This window comes from Chitinophaga sp. OAE865 (assembly GCF_040546735.1).
In the GTDB taxonomy this organism is placed as follows: Bacteria; Bacteroidota; Bacteroidia; order Chitinophagales; family Chitinophagaceae; genus Chitinophaga; species Chitinophaga polysaccharea_A.
This window is the reverse complement of the sequence record NZ_JBEPOF010000001.1, coordinates 2,529,412-2,546,943: the sequence shown is the minus strand read 5'-3', so window position 1 is coordinate 2,546,943 and position 17,532 is coordinate 2,529,412. Positions and strand designations below refer to the sequence as shown.

General features: G+C 44.1%; 15 protein-coding genes and 1 other RNA gene. 9 read left to right on the top strand and 7 right to left on the bottom strand.

Features of this window, described 5'->3' with window-relative positions:
- Positions 1 to 10 precede the first annotated feature (10 nt).
- Positions 11 to 799, top strand: coding sequence for a hypothetical protein (locus tag ABIE50_RS10470; protein WP_209863745.1), 789 nt, complete (start codon positions 11 to 13; stop codon positions 797 to 799).
- A gap of 11 nt (positions 800 to 810) precedes the next feature.
- A complete protein-coding gene (locus ABIE50_RS10465) occupies positions 811 to 1,599 on the top strand; it encodes a hypothetical protein (protein ID WP_209863748.1) in 789 nt (262 codons plus the stop codon).
- 1,435 nt (positions 1,600 to 3,034) lie between these two features.
- Here ABIE50_RS10465 and ABIE50_RS10460 read toward each other — a convergent pair.
- From ABIE50_RS10460 to ABIE50_RS10435, 6 genes are all read right to left on the bottom strand, one after another.
- Entirely contained in the window at positions 3,035 to 3,517 is a 483-nt protein-coding gene (locus ABIE50_RS10460) for a DUF6705 family protein (RefSeq protein ID WP_209863751.1), read from the bottom strand.
- Positions 3,518 to 4,003: 486 nt separating this feature from the next.
- On the bottom strand, positions 4,004 to 4,744 hold the full coding sequence (locus tag ABIE50_RS10455; RefSeq protein ID WP_209863754.1) for a phage integrase SAM-like domain and Arm DNA-binding domain-containing protein: 741 nt from the start codon (positions 4,742 to 4,744) through the stop codon (positions 4,004 to 4,006).
- 211 nt (positions 4,745 to 4,955) lie between these two features.
- Positions 4,956 to 5,327, bottom strand: a transfer-messenger RNA (tmRNA) gene (ssrA, locus tag ABIE50_RS10450).
- Positions 5,328 to 5,397: 70 nt separating this feature from the next.
- Positions 5,398 to 6,732, bottom strand: coding sequence for an RIP metalloprotease RseP (gene rseP, locus ABIE50_RS10445; protein WP_209863758.1), 1,335 nt, complete (start codon positions 6,730 to 6,732; stop codon positions 5,398 to 5,400).
- Positions 6,733 to 6,816: 84 nt separating this feature from the next.
- A complete protein-coding gene (locus ABIE50_RS10440) occupies positions 6,817 to 7,983 on the bottom strand; it encodes a 1-deoxy-D-xylulose-5-phosphate reductoisomerase (RefSeq protein WP_142683294.1) in 1,167 nt (388 codons plus the stop codon).
- A 9-nt stretch (positions 7,984 to 7,992) separates the two neighbouring features.
- A complete protein-coding gene (locus ABIE50_RS10435) occupies positions 7,993 to 9,492 on the bottom strand; it encodes a GH3 auxin-responsive promoter family protein (protein WP_209863761.1) in 1,500 nt (499 codons plus the stop codon).
- Between the two features lie 375 nt (positions 9,493 to 9,867).
- Here ABIE50_RS10435 and rplU point away from each other — a divergent pair, with 375 nt between their 5' ends.
- From rplU to ABIE50_RS10400, 7 genes are all read left to right on the top strand, one after another.
- Positions 9,868 to 10,224 carry a 50S ribosomal protein L21 gene (gene rplU / locus ABIE50_RS10430; RefSeq protein ID WP_246121200.1) on the top strand — a complete coding sequence of 119 codons (357 nt, stop codon included), beginning with the start codon at positions 9,868 to 9,870 and terminating at the stop codon, positions 10,222 to 10,224.
- 52 nt (positions 10,225 to 10,276) lie between these two features.
- Complete coding sequence (rpmA, locus tag ABIE50_RS10425) at positions 10,277 to 10,555, top strand: 50S ribosomal protein L27 (protein ID WP_079468897.1); 279 nt, start codon at positions 10,277 to 10,279, stop codon at positions 10,553 to 10,555.
- 64 nt (positions 10,556 to 10,619) lie between these two features.
- Positions 10,620 to 11,051, top strand: coding sequence for a hypothetical protein (locus ABIE50_RS10420; RefSeq protein ID WP_209863763.1), 432 nt, complete (start codon positions 10,620 to 10,622; stop codon positions 11,049 to 11,051).
- Between the two features lie 105 nt (positions 11,052 to 11,156).
- The gene (locus tag ABIE50_RS10415; protein WP_209863766.1) at positions 11,157 to 12,845 is read left to right on the top strand and encodes a helix-hairpin-helix domain-containing protein; all 1,689 of its coding nucleotides are present in this window, start codon (positions 11,157 to 11,159) and stop codon (positions 12,843 to 12,845) included.
- Positions 12,842 to 13,546, top strand: coding sequence for a PrsW family intramembrane metalloprotease (locus ABIE50_RS10410; RefSeq protein ID WP_209863769.1), 705 nt, complete (start codon positions 12,842 to 12,844; stop codon positions 13,544 to 13,546). Before ABIE50_RS10415 ends, ABIE50_RS10410 begins: the two co-directional genes overlap by 4 nt.
- 59 nt (positions 13,547 to 13,605) lie before the next feature.
- Positions 13,606 to 14,241 carry a DsbA family protein gene (locus ABIE50_RS10405; protein WP_209863771.1) on the top strand — a complete coding sequence of 212 codons (636 nt, stop codon included), beginning with the start codon at positions 13,606 to 13,608 and terminating at the stop codon, positions 14,239 to 14,241.
- 4 nt (positions 14,242 to 14,245) lie between these two features.
- On the top strand, positions 14,246 to 14,740 hold the full coding sequence (locus ABIE50_RS10400) for a GNAT family N-acetyltransferase (RefSeq protein WP_209863774.1): 495 nt from the start codon (positions 14,246 to 14,248) through the stop codon (positions 14,738 to 14,740).
- Positions 14,741 to 15,009: 269 nt separating this feature from the next.
- Here the strand turns inward: ABIE50_RS10400 and ABIE50_RS10395 are convergent, their stop codons facing one another.
- Positions 15,010 to 17,493 carry a Calx-beta domain-containing protein gene (locus tag ABIE50_RS10395; RefSeq protein ID WP_209863777.1) on the bottom strand — a complete coding sequence of 828 codons (2,484 nt, stop codon included), beginning with the start codon at positions 17,491 to 17,493 and terminating at the stop codon, positions 15,010 to 15,012.
- Positions 17,494 to 17,532 lie beyond the last annotated feature (39 nt).

Below are 17,532 nucleotides of genomic sequence, written 5' to 3'. Positions count from 1 at the left end.
AAACAAAAAAATGAAAACAATCCATATATTTTTTACTGTATTAACAGGAACTTTTCTGACAACACTACTGGCCTGTAATAAAAAGGAGCAGGACTTCCTTTATGAAGATAATATGCTGGCCGTAAATGTAAAAGGCTACAACGGAAGCGATGAAACATTGTCCGTAAAACTGGATACCTTCCAGGTTACAGAAGCATCTCCCGGAAAATTTGACGCTACCAAAGGATGCGTAATCCCTGTTAATAAACCTGCATTACACCTGAGCATTACAGAAATAGGCAGTGGTAAAACAGTAATGAGCAAAGAATTGAAAAAGGAAGATAGTCCTGCCACCATCGAGTTTTTCTACTTTAACGGACAAGTAAGCAAAATGCCGGAAATACCTGCCCTCGAAGATGATAAGATCAAAATATCATACATGTTCACACCCACTGTTACCAAATATGCGGAGCCTGTAGATATTGTTTTGGGTAAATACTATTTCACTCCAAAAGTATTTGAGGAGATCACCCGGATTAAAAATGTAAAGCCTAATGAATTTTCAGCTCCGGTAAGCGTTTCAACTTTTCCTACCACCGGGCAGGTATATAACGGACAGCCTACAGCCGTGCTTTTCCTGGTATATATTTACAAAGCAGGCACCAATGAATTTTATACAGAAGGATCGGGGTACACCTGGCATGCAACTTCCACAACTGCGCCCAAGCCTGCTGCATCAACCGCATCTTCCAAAGTATATATATTCGAAGAAACGCCTGTAAACAACAGTATGAGATTCTCAAAAAAATTAGAACTGTAAACACGAACGAAATGAGGAAATTTATCAATTACAAAAAAGCAGCGCAATTGTTATTACTATCAGTAGCTTTTGTAGCCTGCAACAAAGAGGATCAGCATGTCAGGAAAGCCATGCATGTAGTAGTTAACGGCTACAACGGATTAGCAAATGCGCTCCGGATAACGATAGATACCACAGCATATGTTGGTGACAAAGTGCTTAAGCCTACAGAAAAGTTCGAATTCAATGTTGCTTATGCTTACCTGGAAAAACAACAACAGAAAACAGTGGTAGTGACTGATACGGTTACCCGACAGGTTATTTTCAGTAAGCTTTTACCGTCCGACGGTACCAAGGCAGCTATCAATTTTCTGTATATAAATGGTAAAGTAACGGAAATACAACCACCGGCAGCAGATACATCTACCAATAAACTGGGCTTCTACATTCACTATACAGACAATGAAACACCGCTTGACATATTCCTTTACAGGATGGATAACAGCAACGGCATGGAATACAGAACTTATTTAGCTAAAAATGTAAAACCTGGAAGCTGGGTATATGTAGATTACCTGGCGGGGGCGGATTTCAATACCAAGACCAATGTAGATGATGCAGCCAATCTTTACTTTACCAAGACCGGCACTACAGATCAGTGGGCGTTTGACGACAACCAGTTTAAAAGTACCGTCAGTGTTTCCGGTATGCAGTTGCCGCTTGCTGGAGAAAAAGGATTGGTGCAGCAATATTTAATTACCCCTGGAGGCTATACGCTAGATTTTGCCAGGATGTATTTCCATCCGGACAGGGTAAGGTGAGTAAGCGTTAAAAAATAATGCCTCAGAAAGCTTCGCGCTTTCTGAGGCATTATTGTGAAGAAAAAGTGCAAAGTAACACCAGATGGTTAGTGCTCCTATGATCTTGTATTTCCAATTGCTTTTCCTAATTGGCTAATTTGCAATTTTTAGAAAATGAAAACGGGAACAATGCATCCTGATGCACAGTTCCCGTTTTTTCGTGGAAGTGGCGGGACTTATGTTAAAAAATGAAAGTCGCTACCATACTCACTTTGAGCAAAAGGAGGCACCCTTAATAACCGAATCACTCCCCTACAGGGCGATTTGGACATTTTAAGCGAGTGAACATTTATACTCAAAAATTTGATGTGGAGCCGGCGACTCCCGAAAGAGATTGCCAAATCTAGTAAAGTATTGATTTCCCAAAGATAAAGTTTCGGTGGTAACCAAATTGGTAATCGAATTTCTTGGGAATCGTTATTTGCTTTAAAAAAAGAACTACCTGCAAAAGTAATATAATCTGATCTATTTTAGTCTAAATCTTGCCAGTACTATTAATTGAAAAATATTATTGTCTGCCTATTTGACATCTTCAGTTCCATACTCTAAAAGGCAAGTCAACATAATAATGCAAGGTCACAGCTCTCTCCTGCTTGTTTGACTATTCTCCATATTTGTTCGGCAAAGTATTATATTCTGATATTATCATCAATCAACTCATAACATTTAATACGAGCGGATTTGCCGGCTGATAAAAACCTATTTCTTAATCCTGCAATCTATAGTAACCATCGTAGCATAATCTTCCTTGATCTGTAGTTGCCTTTCTGCCCTCCAGTTGCCCCAACCATATACTAAATTCAATTGATTATCAATAAATTATAAACCAACCGTAACAAGAACCGTAACAAACCAATCCAGGTATGGAAAACTTCTGGTTTTTGGTCACTGGAAAGAGGCAGTATCCTATAACAAATAGCTTTATATTAATTTAATACTTAATTTATTTTCAGGTGGACAAACTCGGCAACTAATAGTGGGTAACCTATAGCTTACGGGAAATCAAAAATATGGGCATAGCCCGAGCCGGTAATTACCAGTTCGCTGCCAGGCAGCTATCCCCGAAAAACAAAGCTCCCCTTGCTGGTTCTATCAATAAATCCCGATCTTGCTGAGCACCGCGTCTATCCGGTTAAACTCAATTTCTACACCGTTTGATTTCGCCCATTTTCTGATATTTTCTTTCAGACGGGATCTGGCCTAAAGGAGGCTGCCATGTTTGGATCACATTACTAAATACCGTCCTCCATCAAACAACCTATTTCTGATTGTTAGGCAATGAATCCTACCAAAGGACTTTTTTAAGCCTTGCACTTTAATGTACTCAAGGTTTGCAGGAACCACAAAAAAAGGGCTGACGGAATACCGCAGCCCTTTTGTATTTTAAGTGAATTACCTATTTTATTTTCCGTAGTGTTGCCTTTACAGGAACTGAGAAATCATAATCCACCTTTTCACCGAAGGAAATTATTTCCCCATTTTTCAAGGTCCATAATAATTTATCATTACTCCCAGGCATCAATTCCATAAAACCTCTACCACTCTTCCCTTTAACAATATCAATAAAGAAGAACCGCACTTTGCTAACGGAGGCGGTTTTATCAGCGAGAACGCCATTTAGAATATTAGGCTTAGAGGAATCCATTGTGTTTTGTACTACTTTATTGTCCGCCGAATAGATCAGCCGTCCCTGCAATACATCTAGGGCTACACCCGACTCTTCAAGCGTTTCTAATTTCAATTCAATACGGAAGGTCTGGTTATTTCCAGTGTATTCCCATGTGCCTGCAAATGGGGCAAGTTCCGGTGTAGCAATCCGTGTCTGGGAAAAGACAAGATTTGATAAAAGCATAAAAGCTAAAAAGAATATAGTTTTCATTTGGGTTTAATTTAATGTACAGAGCAATTTGTTTCTGAAATAGTATGTGTTGACAGATTAGCAGGTGTAGGCTGATTCAAAGTTAGTTGCTTCCACTCAGTGAATATATTATTTCCTTTAAATACCTGCAACCCTGAATTTTCCAATACCTTGAGTAACGCCTTTTCGTGTCCCTGAATTGCACCTGACAGGGGAGAATATTGATTTATTTTATTATTATAGGAAAGTTCAAATGCGATAAATTGCGCCTGGGTCGTAAAATTAGCGGTAGCAAATGTCGTAAATTGGGCCGGATTAGCCACCTTTACTTAGTTATTATTTCACCTGGAATTGGCAGTAAAGGTACATTTTCCCGACACCATGTCTTCTGCCGGTTTTTGATTATCCAATACTCCCCATCAAAATACTTTGTAACATTTGCATGAGTAAGCGATTTTACATCTTTAAAAGCGTATCCGGTAAAACACATGAATAGATAAGCATCTTTCACTTCCTCCAATCTGGGGTGGAAAATTCCTTATTATACAATTGTAGCAACTCTTTAGAATCCAAAATATCCCTGTCGGGTTGTCTGTAGGTTGAACGAAAACCCTGAATAGGATTGATTGGCAGCCAACCTCGTTCTACAGCAAGTTTGAGGAGTTGTTTAACCTGCTTACAATATTTAAAAGCTGAATTAGTATTTATACTTTGTTCTGTAGTCAAATAATCAACGAAGTCTCCGGCAAAACAATAGTTGATCTTTGAAAGAAGGATATTCTCCGTTTTGTATTCAAATTTCAGAAACTGCTTTATCTTACTTCGTACGGTTCTCCATTTAGAAAGTGATTGTTCTGATCGTAAGCCTTTCGTGACTTTATTTTCAAATTTTGATATCAAAAAATCGGCTACTTCAATTAAAGTCTTTTTCTCCCGCTTATGCCCGACATACTCTTCTTTCACCATTTGCGGTGTCACTATTGAGTGCTGATATTCCAAAAGATCATAGATCTTTTCAAGTTTTAATTTTACTTCAGAGATATATCGATTTACTTGTAAAGATTCCGCAGAGTTGCTTTTTAGTTGGCCGGAATCCTGATTCCATAGGTCTATAGGAATTTTTCTTCCTAAGGATAATTCGGCTCGAAGGCCATCAATTGTTAGTCTGGCGTATAGGCTTTTTTGTTGGTCTGTTGTCGCCTTACCATTCAGCCAGAAAAGGATCGACAACTTAGCATTCATTTTCATAACATCACAATTTTTTTCCGGGCTTGAACCCTCCTTTGCTATAAAGCTCTTCACAAATTTCCGAAAAATTCGGTTAGTGATCTTAAAAGAAAAAAGCTAACCGAATTACCCACTAAAGTACTCTTTCAAAGTCAATAGAAACAAAAAAGGCCACTGAAAATCAGTGGCCTTTAAAAATTTTAACAAAGCGGGAAAATGAACCCGCGTCCAAAAGTGGAAGTGGCGGGAATCGAACCCGCGTCCAAACATATTCGCCGAAAGCTTTCTACATGCTTATTTACGCATTGTTTTGTCGGGATCAGGCAGGGGCGTAACGAACCAACCGTCTCCTTATCCGTTGTAGCTTCGGTATTCACTCACAGAAACCATGAATACCTATCCCTATGGGTTTATGATTCAGCGGCGGGAGTCGCATAAGGCGACAACTCCGGGCGGCTATAATGGGTACCTAATTTAATTAGGCAGCCATGGCGTAGTTAGATTCGCCAATTAAAGTTTGAATATTCAGATTATCGTGCTAATTATCCAACGCACGGCATGCTTACACTCTCAAAGATCTATGCTGTCAAAACCAGGCACCCCCAGCTAAAATAGCTCACAAAGATACTAAAAAAAACCGGCATTTGAAAACTAAATCAAATGCCGGCAATATTTTAAAACAATCCGCTCAGCAGGTTTCGCCAAACATCCAGTCCGTTGGCAAAGATCAACAGGCCGAACAGGATCAGCATCCCCACAATCTGCGCGTATTCCAGGAACTTCTCGCTTGGCTTGCGGCCTGTAACGATCTCATACAGCAGGAACAGCACATGACCTCCATCCAGCGCCGGGATGGGCAGGATATTCATGAATGCCAGGATAATAGACAAAAATGCGGTCATCTCCCAGAACATCTGCCAGTCCCATGCATCCGGGAACAGTTTGGCAATGGTCATAAAACCACCCAGCGACTCGCTCACCTTTACTTCTTTGGAAACAAAGATCAGGCGGAGCTGCTGTACATATTTAACGAGCTTGTCGATGCTTTTGTGGAAACCGGCGGGGAAAGACTCCAGGAAAGTGTATTTCTTTACCTTATACTCAAAAGGATCCCTGGGATATACGCCAAAGGTTCCTTTCTCACTTAGTTTGGCAGCGAGATTCAGGGTATCATTGCCACGTACAACGGTCACTATCACATTTTCATTTTTATGTTTCCTGATCTCCGTTGCAAACTCATGGTAGTACGGGACTGCCTGTCCATTAATGGCGATAAGCTGGTCGCCGCTCTTCACTCCCACTGTTGCGGCAGCTGATCCCGGGAGGGTGCTATCGGCAATATAAGGGAGCCGGGGCATGGCAAAAGGCGCTTTCTGCTTCAGCAGCTGCCGGGTAAAACCCGCGGGGATGGGAAGGTTAATAGCCTTGCCATCGCGCTCTACCTGGATGCTTTTTGCTTCGGAAAGGATCACATCTCCGGGAATAGCTTCAAACGCTTCTACATGGTGATGATCGATGGTAAGGATCTTATCACCGTCTTTCATTCCAATGCTGCGGGCCAGCGAATCTGTTACCACACCGTATTTGGCGGCGGCGGTAGGCAGGTAGGTTTCACCCCAGTGCCATAGGATCATGGCGTATATGAAAAACGCGAGGATAATATTCACGGTAACGCCGCCTATCATGATAATAAGACGCTGCCAGGCCGGCTTGGCGCGGAACTCCCACGGCTGCGGAGGTTTGGCCAGCTGCTCCTTATCCATACTTTCATCTATCATCCCGGATATCTTTACATATCCGCCCAAAGGGAGCCATCCGATACCATACTCAGTTTCACCCTTCTTTATTTTGAAGAGAGAGAACCACGGATCAAAGAACAAATAGAATTTTTCCACCCTGGTTTTGAACAACTTGGCCGGGATAAAATGGCCTAACTCATGCAACACTACCAAAATAGAAAGGGACAGTAACAACTGTCCGGCTTTCACCAATATTACCTCTGTAGTCATTTAATTGTTTCTGCTTTAATCTGCCTAATATATCAGTTTTAATACATATTCCGGCAAAACTCTTTGTTAATTTTTACCGGCAATTTATATAACGATAGAATTGATAAGGGATGCAGCGTGTTCACGTGCGGCATTATCGCATTCATAATAGTCATGCAGGGTTGGGGTTTCAATAAACGGTATTTTGCCCAGCGTTTCTTCAATTACTTCCGTCATCTGCAGGAAACCGATCCTGTTTTTCAGGAAAGCATTCACTACTTCTTCATTGGCTGCATTCATTACGCACGCGGCGTTTCCGCCTTTGTGCATCGCCTCGGTGGCAATGGCCAGGTTCCGGAAAGTTTTGGTATCCGGCTGCTCAAAAGTAAGCGACGGATAATTACGGAAAGAGAAGCGGGGAAAATCATTGGCCAGCCGGTCGGGGTATCCCAACGCATACTGGATGGGCAGTTTCATATCCGGCAATCCCATCTGTGCTTTGAGAGAACCATCTACAAACTGTACCATGGAGTGGATGATGGATTGTGCATGTATCACCACCTCGATATTTTCCGGCGCCAGGCCGAACAGCCAGCGCGCTTCAATCATTTCCAGCCCTTTATTCATCAGGGTGGCGGAATCAATAGTGATTTTAGCGCCCATGCTCCAGTTGGGATGTTGCAGGGCATGGTCTTTTTTTACATTGATAAGGAAGTTCGGTTTCTTTCCCAGGAAAGGTCCGCCGGAAGCGGTAAGGATCACTTTCTCCACCTTGCTGAAAGGCTCTCCCAGCAGGCACTGGAAAATAGCGGAATGTTCTGAGTCTACCGGTATAATAGGCACATTTTTCCTGCGGGCAGTAGCCATAACAATATCACCGGCCACTACCAGGGTTTCCTTGTTGGCCAATGCCACCGGGGTTCCCTGCTCAATGGCAGACAACGTAGGCGCCAGACCGGCAAACCCCATGATGGCTGCCAGTACCATATCGATCGAGCTCCATGAGGCTACTTCCACCATGGCTTTCGCACCGGCAAATACTTTAATGCCTTTATCAAATAATACGTCTTTTACCTGTTTGTATTTTGCTTCACTGCCAATCACTACCGCATTGGGCTTGAATTTCAGCGCCTGCTCAATCAGCAGGTCAGCATTCTGTTGTGCCGTCAGTACCTCTACACTAAACCTGTCGGGATGCGCAGCGATCACCTCCAGTGCCTGTATGCCAATAGATCCGGTAGATCCGAAGATGGCAATCTTTCGTTTATTCATTACGGTGATTTACTTTTTTAAATACGCAGCCAGCTCATCTGCCAGCTTCCTGTCGTTACTCAAACGAGGCACTTTGTTCTGGCCTCCCAGTTTTCCAATAGCTTTCATATAGTCGATAAAGCCCTGTTTACGTACAGTCCTTATCTTCAGGGGCTGCAAAATATTTCCGGTCAGCAGATCATCATAATAAATATTCTTCTGACGCAGGTTTTCATCCACCTTCCTGGAAAATGCTTCCAGGTTCTCCGGCATATTCTCAAATTCTACAAACCACTCATGATAAGGCAGCTCGCCGTCGGTTTGCACCATCGGGGCAACGGTAAATTCGGTGATCTGCACATTTTCTTCCGCAGCGGCCTTCATTAGACTGTGCTCTACTTCTTCCCCGATCACATGTTCCCCGAACGCGGAAATAAAATGCTTGATCCGGCCGGTTACCAGCAACCGATAAGGGTTGGTGGATACAAACTTCACCGTGTCGCCAAGGTTATATCCCCATAAACCGGCGTTGTTGTTGACCACCATTGCGTAATTTACGCCGGTTTGCACGTCTTTGAGCGACAGTCGCGTAGGATTTTCATTGAAAATTTCCTGTGCCGGTATAAATTCATAAAAAATGCCTGAATTGGTGTTGAGCAACAGCCCTTCTTTATCCTGCGAATCCTGGAATGCAAAAAAGCCTTCGGAAGCAGGGAACGTTTCCACCGTGTGGATCGGTGCCCCGATAGAGGCCATGAGCTTGGAACGGTAAGGCTCAAAGTTCACTCCTCCATATACCATCACATCAAAATTCTTAAATATTTCCCTGATCCGCTTACCATTACTGCGCTCTATCAGACGGTCGAAATACATTTGTACCCACGGTGGTATGCCGCTGATCAGCGTCATATCCTGGTTAATGGTTTCTTCCACAATTTTGTCCAGCTTCGTTTCCCAGTCGTCAATACAGTTGGTTTCATACGATGGCAGCTGGTTAGTGCGCAGGTACCTGGGAATATGATGGTTCACAATGCCGCTAAGCCTTCCGGTAGGAATGCCTCCAACTCTTTCCAGCTCCGGCGACCCCGATAAAAAGATCATTTTACCATCTGCAAACGCCGTATTACCGGTTTCTCCCATATAATTCAGCAACGCATTACGGGCTGTATCTATATGATTGTTCACAGATTCTTTGGAGATGGGTATATATTTAACGCCACTGGTAGTTCCGGAGGTTTTGGCCAGGTAAATCGGCTGTCCTTTCCACAGTACATTCTGCTTGCCTTCCTTGATCCTTTCAATATAAGGCTTAAACTGTTCATAATCCCGCAAAGGCACGGCCTGCTTAAAATCGTCGTGGGTCTGTACCCCGCTGAACCTATGTTCTGTTCCGAATTCCGTCTTTCTGCCTGTCTTCAGGAGCTCCTGCAGGATAGCCTCCTGATCTTCTACCGCCCTTAACATTTCCTTCTTTATCTTATTATATACGATAGAAGCAAACGGTTTGGCCAGCAGTGATTTAAACTTCATGCCTGTTGTTTTATAATTGAGAGACTACAGTTGGGCATATTTATTTACTGAAGATTTAATTGATTATGAGGAATTTCGGGAGAAATGGCCCTCTTATTAATTAAATAGATAAATAAGTAAATGTGCTCATCCTATCTGTTTTTATTCGTGTAAACGACAAAAGTATACAAAATTGCGTTGGTTTGCACAGCAAGATAGCTGTTTTTAAGAGATCGGGAAACAGGATAAAAAGTGGATGTGGCGGCCCGTGGCCGGAAATCATTATTTGTTAAAATAATTTAAAATTCAGGAAAGTATGTATCTTTGAAAAGATTAAGCTTTAAACGGTCCGTCCTATGTGTTTATACATTGTGATTTAAAAAAGACCGAAAAACTTTGTCTATTAGAAAACAAAAGGTTACTTTTGCGGAAATTATATTTTGGATAATTATGTTTGCAGTTGTAAAAATCGCAGGTCAGCAATTTAAAGTACAAAAAGACCAGGAAATTTTTGTACAGCAGTTACAGGGAAATATTGGAGACAAAGTGGAGTTTTCCGATGTACTGTTAACAGATAATGCTGGTACGCTGTCCGTAGGCACTGATGTAAAATCAGTAGTAAAAGCAGAGATTCTGGCTCATGTTCAGGGTGACAAGGTCATCGCTTTCAAAATGAAGAGAAGAAAAGGCTTCAGAAAGAAAGTTGGTCACCGTACCCACTTTACAAGAATCAAAATCAATGAAATAGCTTAATTCCCTGATTAAGCTGAATTTTTTATCAGACAATTAATAAAGTAATTATACAATGGCACATAAAAAAGGTGAAGGTAGTGTAAAGAACGGCCGTGACTCCCATAGCAAAAGGCTGGGAGTAAAAATCTTCGGTGGTCAGCCAGCTATTTCCGGTAACATCATTGTTCGCCAGAGAGGTACGGTTTATCATCCCGGTCAAAATGTAGGCGTTGGTAAAGATTTTACCATTTTCGCAGTAGCAGACGGTGTTGTGGAATTCAGAAAAGGTCGCGAAAACAAGACTTACGTTTCTGTTAAAGCATTTGATACCACTGCTCAGGCGGAAGCCTAATCAGTGTTAGCCATAAAGTTTTTTTTAATACCCAATTTTTTTACTAACCCAAATTCAAAAAACAATGGCAACAATTAAAAAAGCAGCTGCTAAGAAAGCTGCACCTAAAAAGAAAGCTGCTGCTCCTAAAAAAGCTGCTGCAAAAAAAGCTGCTCCTAAAAAAGCTGCTGCTAAGAAAGCTGCTCCTAAAAAGAAAGCTGCTGCTAAGAAAGCCGCTCCTAAAAAAGCTGCTGCTAAGAAAGCTGCTCCTAAAAAGAAAGCTGCTGCTAAGAAAGCCGCTCCTAAAAAAGCTGCTGCTAAGAAAGCTGCTCCTAAAAAGAAAGCTGCTGCTAAGAAAGCCGCTCCTAAAAAAGCCGCTGCTAAGAAAGCTGCTCCTAAAAAGAAAGCTGCTGCTAAGAAAGCCGCTCCTGCTAAGAAAGCTGTTGCTAAGAAGAAAGCTGCTCCTAAAAAAGCACCTGCTGCTGCACCAACAGTTCCACCAGCTCCGGCTAACTAAGATCGGAATTACAAAATGTAGTTATAAGGATCCCGGCATATGTGCCGGGATCTTTTTTTATACCCACCCCCCAACACAATCCCCGTAACTCCGTATTTTTACGGCATGGATAATTATTCAATCTCAGATAACTTCTCCCTCCTGTCCAAACTGATGGATATCCACGGAGAAAACAGCTTTAAAGCCAAATCCTTCGCCAGTGCAGCTTTCACTATCGAAAAACTGCCCAGCCCCCTCAAAGATATTCCCCGTGATGAGATATTCAGGATCAAAGGCATAGGCGAATCCACCGGGAAAAGCATCCTGGAAATGCTCGATACCCAGCAATGCTCACTCCTGAACCATTACATGGAAATTACCCCGGCCGGTATCCTCGAAATCATGAAGATCAAAGGCCTGGGCCCTAAAAAAATAGCCACCATCTGGAAAGAACTGGAAATAGAATCCATGGGTGAACTGCTCTACGCCTGTAATGAAAACCGCCTCATGCTCCTCAAAGGATTCGGCGCCAAAACACAGGAAAGCGTTCGCCAGAACATCGAATTCTATCTCTCCAACCGCCACCGCTTCCTCTTTGCAGAAGTAGCGGCTACCGGCCAGGAACTGGAAAAACAACTGCAACAGCTCATGGCACCCGCTGCTGTGTCGCTCACCGGCGCCTTCCGCCGCCACAGTATTATCATCGACGAAATAGAACTGCTCATAGCAGCCCCGGTGGAGGTAGTACAACAACAACTATCCACCCTGCCCGGCTTTTCCCTCACCACTGCCAATGCCGGTAACCTCGTATGGCAACTGGATGAAAAACTGAAAGTGATCACCCACTGCTGCGATGCAGCCAGTTTTGCAGCCACCTTATTTAACACCACCGGCTCTCCTGCCTTTATCGATAAATTCAACGCGGCAGGCGGCACTGCCTTCATCCACAATGCCACTTCTGAAGAAGCCATTTTCAGCGCGGCCGGAATGGACTACATACCACCGTTCCTACGGGAAGGCATCAACGAATTAACACTGGCGCGCAACCATCAGTTGCCGGAAACGATCGTTTCTTCCGATATCAAAGGCATTATCCACTCGCACAGCAACTGGAGCGACGGCGAATCCTCCCTGGAAGAAATGGCCATCGCGGCCAAAGCACAGGGCTTCGAATACCTCGTGATCAGCGATCACTCCCGCACGGCTTTTTATGCGAATGGCCTGCAGATAGAACGGATCCTGGCCCAACATGCCGAGATCGATGAGCTGAATAAAAAACTGGCCCCATTCCGCATTTTTAAAAGCATAGAATCCGATATTCTCAACGATGGCGCACTGGACTACCCGGACGAGATCCTGGCAAAATTTGATCTTGTAATTGCTTCTGTGCATTCCAATCTCAAAATGACAGAAGAAAAAGCAATGGCCAGGCTCCTGAAAGCCATCGAAAATCCATACACCACCATTCTCGGACACATGACCGGTCGCCTGCTCCTCAGCCGCAATGGCTACCCCGTGGATCATAAGGCCATCATCGACGCATGCGCTGCCAACAATGTGGTAATAGAGCTCAACGCACATCCACGCCGTCTTGATATCGACTGGACCTGGCTGCATTATGCCCTGGAAAAAAAGGTGCTCATCTCCATAGATCCCGATGCCCACAGCATCCCGGGGTTCCAGGATATCAGGTATGGTACCCTCGCTGCACAAAAAGGAGGTATCACAAAAGCAAACAATCTTAGCAGTTTCACAGTTGACATGCTCAATAACTACCTGCTGCAACGTAAGCAACAAAAAAATATCCTTCCATGATGTTATTGGCATTGGCCGTGGCCCCTGGTTTTGCTATCTGTCTTTTTATATACCTGGTAGACAAATACGACCGGGAGCCCACCAACCTGTTGGTAAAAAGCTTTTTGCTTGGTATGCTCTGCGTGGCACTGCCACTTACAGTACAGGGCCTCGCCGTTGAACTTGGCCTCCGCGAAAATAACGGCACTATACTGGGCACAGCCGCATTTGCCTATGGCGTGGTAGGTATCTCTGAAGAGCTGGCTAAATTCCTGGTACTACTGCTGTTTGCCTATCCCAAAAAAGCATTCAATGAACCACTGGACGGGATCGTGTATGCCGTTATGATCGGGATGGGCTTTGCCACTCTGGAAAATATTGCCTACGTAGGCAGGTTCGGCGTAGGCACCGGCATTGCCCGCATGTTCCTTTCCGTGCCCGCCCACGGCGCCTTTGCCGTACTAATGGGTTACTACGCCGGCCTGGCTAAATTTGTACCGCAAAAAAGCAGCGCGCTCCTGTTCAGAGCACTCCTCATCGCCGTTTTCTTTCACGGAACATTCGATTTCTTCCTTTTTCTCGGCAATAACATCTTTCTCATGTGCGCTTCTGTTATTACCCTTGTATTTGCAATACGTCTATCTGTCAAGGCTATACGAAAGGACAGCGCCCTCTCAAAAAAACTACATGAGGAACATTTTTTTGAACAGGACAACCAGTAGCTCCCATTTCCGGCAGTAAGCTTTTAGTACCTTTGTTACAGGGCCTAAAAGCTACTGCTATGAGATTCATTTATATTTACGATCCGCTGTGCGGCTGGTGCTATGGCTTTACTCCTGTAGTACAACAACTACAGGAACGCAATACCGGGAGCATGGAATTTGATATCCTCTCCGGAGGAATGATCACCGGCGATAACCGCCATCCCTTTTCTTCCATGAAGGCATATATCCTGCGGGAGCACACCAATGTGGAAAATATGACGGGCGCAAAATTCGGCGCAGCCTTCCTGGAAAAACTGCTTCCTTCAGAAGAGATCATGGATTCCGAAAAACCAGGGATTGCGCTTACAGTCTTTAAACAATACCAGCCGGAAAACGCCATCACCTTTGCGCACGACATGCAGGTAGCGCTGAATTATAATGGCCAGAGCCTGAATAACGACAGTACTTACCGTTCGCTGATCAAAAAGTTCAGCCTGCCGGAAGATGAATTTATCAGCCGCCTGCATGATGAAAATTACCGCTATGAAACCCAGCAGGAATTCCAGCTGATCCAGAACTGGGGCATCACCGGGTTCCCCGCTGCCATCCTGGACACGGGTAAACAATTGTACCTCTGCGCCAGGGGATATGCACCCCTCGATCAACTGGAAAAAACCATAGAAAACATACTGAAAGAAAATAACAGCCTTTAATATTATGTACCACATCAAAGCAGCTACCGTTAACGATATTCCTGTTATACAGGAGCTCACAGAAAAGATTTGGCGACCTACCTACCAATCCATTCTTACACCTGAACAAATAGAATACATGCTAGACATGATGTACAGTTCCGCCTCCCTGAACAAACAGATCACGGAGCTTGGACACCAGTTCCTCATCCTGCTGGACGACAGCGCGCCTATCGGCTTTGCCGCTTACGGCACTACAGATACAGCCGGCATTTTTAAACTGCATAAGATCTATCTTGATGGAAGCTACCAGGGAAAAGGAGTAGGCAAATTCCTGCTGCAACAGGTGGCAGACCAGGTGAAAGACCGCGGCGCCCATACGCTGGAACTCGATGTAAACCGCTTCAACAAAGCAAAATACTTCTACGAAAAACAGGGATTCAGCGTATTGAAAGAGAAGAAAACAGATATCGGCAGCGGCTATATCATGGACGATTATGTGATGCGTAAACCACTATAAAAAAAGCCCGGTAAGGAGATACCAGGCTATTCCCAAGTTAACCATTAAAAGACACAACTCTTTTTTAAAAAAAATAATGTTAATCTATTGTTATCTACGAGAACAGCTAATAAGCGGATTTATCCATACGTAAAAAAGCAGCATCTTTTATATTCTAATATAAAAGATGCTGCTTTTAAATTTAATATCAAAAAAATTCCCGCATAATTAAATATGCAGGAATGTAGTGTGCCTGAAGCGCGTATATCGGTTATTGATCCAAGCCGTTGTTATTTGGCGGTAAGCACAGTGCCTTCATCGTTATCATCGTCGTGGATAACAGCCACCGCCTTATGCAGCTTCAGCTCAGGTGAAATCTTCAATACCCCTGCGTTGGCTGCGGCTGTAGCATCGCGCAGTTTTACAGATACCAGCGCATCCGTTTCCTTTACACGATCATTTACCAGCGCCACCTGTATGTCGGTTTCACTGAAAGCGCAATCTCCGGTGATCTTTACCATGTCGCCATTCATAATCACGTAGTCTTTACCGTAAGCAGCCGTACTGGAAGAGTCTACCCCGAAGAAAATATTGATATCACTTCCTGTGCAATTTGTTTGCACGCTCTGGTCGGATGCTTTTACCAGTATACATTTAAACATACTTACCGGGGCGGTGGCAGACTCATTTGCATCAGTGAGCTTCACCAGGGTAATATAAGCAGCCTGATCCTGTATGTATTGTGAAGCAGATATAGAAGTTACATCTCCATTATATCCAACCACCGCTTCATTCTCCGCTTTAATTTCACTTAACACCAGCACAACAGTTTCAGCCAGCTCAAACCGGTTATCGTCTTTTACCTTCACGCTCAGGCTGGCAGTGGTAGCACCGCTGTCAATCACAAAAGGCGCTTTGATACTGCTGATAAAATCAGCGCCGGGCAAAGCTGTTCCGTTACCAAACTTATAAGTTAATCTAACCGGTTTGGAAGTGGCATTGATCAGCGGGGTATTATCGCGTTTAAACAAACCTGCAGAAAATACTACATCAGTAGCCGGTTCTGCGCCGTTGTTGCCGCCAATGAATTTTACCATAGCCGGTTGATCCAAAATGGTTACCTCGCCCTTTGCCTTGGTGAGGTACAGCTCAGAAGCATCCAGTACTTCCACGTGGAAAGCTTCTTTACCTTCCAGCAGGTTATCGCTTTTAACAGGGATCTGGATAGATTTGGAGATGATAGCGCCTGCGGCAAACTCGGAAGGCACAAAAGAGATGGTTCCTTCGGTTACATCAAAATCCGATGCACCGGCGCCACCTTTATGAGGTATGGTTTTATAATGCACGTTAACGGGCGTACGAACACCGTTGCTTCTTAAAAAACCGGATAAGGTAATGGTCAGTGTAGCATTGGATAACCCATTCAATGGTTCGGAAACGGCAATATCATTAATGGATACACCATGACTGATCTTGATGATCCGGTTACCGTCTTCATCACCGCCGCCTGCTGCCAGGATCTCGCCGGAAGGGCTCATCAGCAACGATGCCAATGTAGTTTTTGCATCGTACTTGCCCAGTTGTTTATCAAACATCATTTCACCATCGGGGCTTAGCTTGATCATACGGTAGCCTTCTTTTGCCACTACGCAGATCTCATCATCTTCTGTGAGTAACAGGTGTTGGAATACAGAGCCCAGGTTCTTATCAATGGAAACAGTACCATCAGGGAGCAGCTTCACGATCTTACCCGTGTTGTTGCTTACATTGCCACCGGCAGCTACTACTTTCCCGTTTTTGCCTACTTCCAGTGCATATAATGCGGCATCTGTTTCCCTGTTGAACAACTCTGTACCATCCGGGCGCAGTTTCACAATACGGCCTTTGTCTTTCTCTTCTGCGCAGGCAAAAATCTGCCCCAGGTCGTTCACCTTCATGGCGTTGAACTTACCATCCGCCGCACTGTATTCTTTATCAAATACTACTTGTCCTTCAGCGTTTACTTTAGCAATACGGCTGGCATTGCCGGTGCCATAAGCACCGCCGCCCATAGCCAGTACGGCGCCATCTTCCAGCAGTAACATCTTTTCAAATGTAGCGCCTGGTTTACCAAAGGAAAGCTCAAATTGTTTCTCTCCCTTTCCATCTACTTTTACCATATAAGCCTTTCCCTGTCCATCACCCACATCGCCGCCTACAGCAACAATGTTTTCATCTTCATCTATCAGCACATTGGTAAACACATTATGCGCGCCAAAACCCTTGTCGAATTCTACTTTGCCATCGGGCGACATCTTCGTGATGCGTGCCTGTGCGGGCTTGCTGCCATCAACGCCCACAGTAATGTAATTACCATGCCGGTCGGTAATCACCCTGGTAAAATAGCCACCCTGGCCGTTACCGATGCTTTTGTCAAATACCACTTCGCCGGTGGCCGACAGTTTTGTAATACGTGCATTGCCATAGGCAATGGTACCACCACCTACTGCTACCAGTTCATTTTTGGGCAGCAGCAACAGGTCCTGGTACGCTACCAGGCCGCCTTTATTCAGTTTGGCATTGTAAATAAGCGTGCCTGTGGCAGATAATTTAGTAATGCAACCATTATCTGTTCCGCCCCCGATGGCAACAATAGCGTTGTTCTCCGCAATGGCCAGCTTCCTGTACTGGTTTTTGGGAGCGCTGAAACTCTTGTTGAACACAACAGGCATCTCCTGTGCGATGGCTTGTGTGCCTACAGCCAGTAATAGCATTAGTGAGGAAAATTTGTTCATTTGTATTAGTTTGATATACGCTAAAAAATAACCGATAAA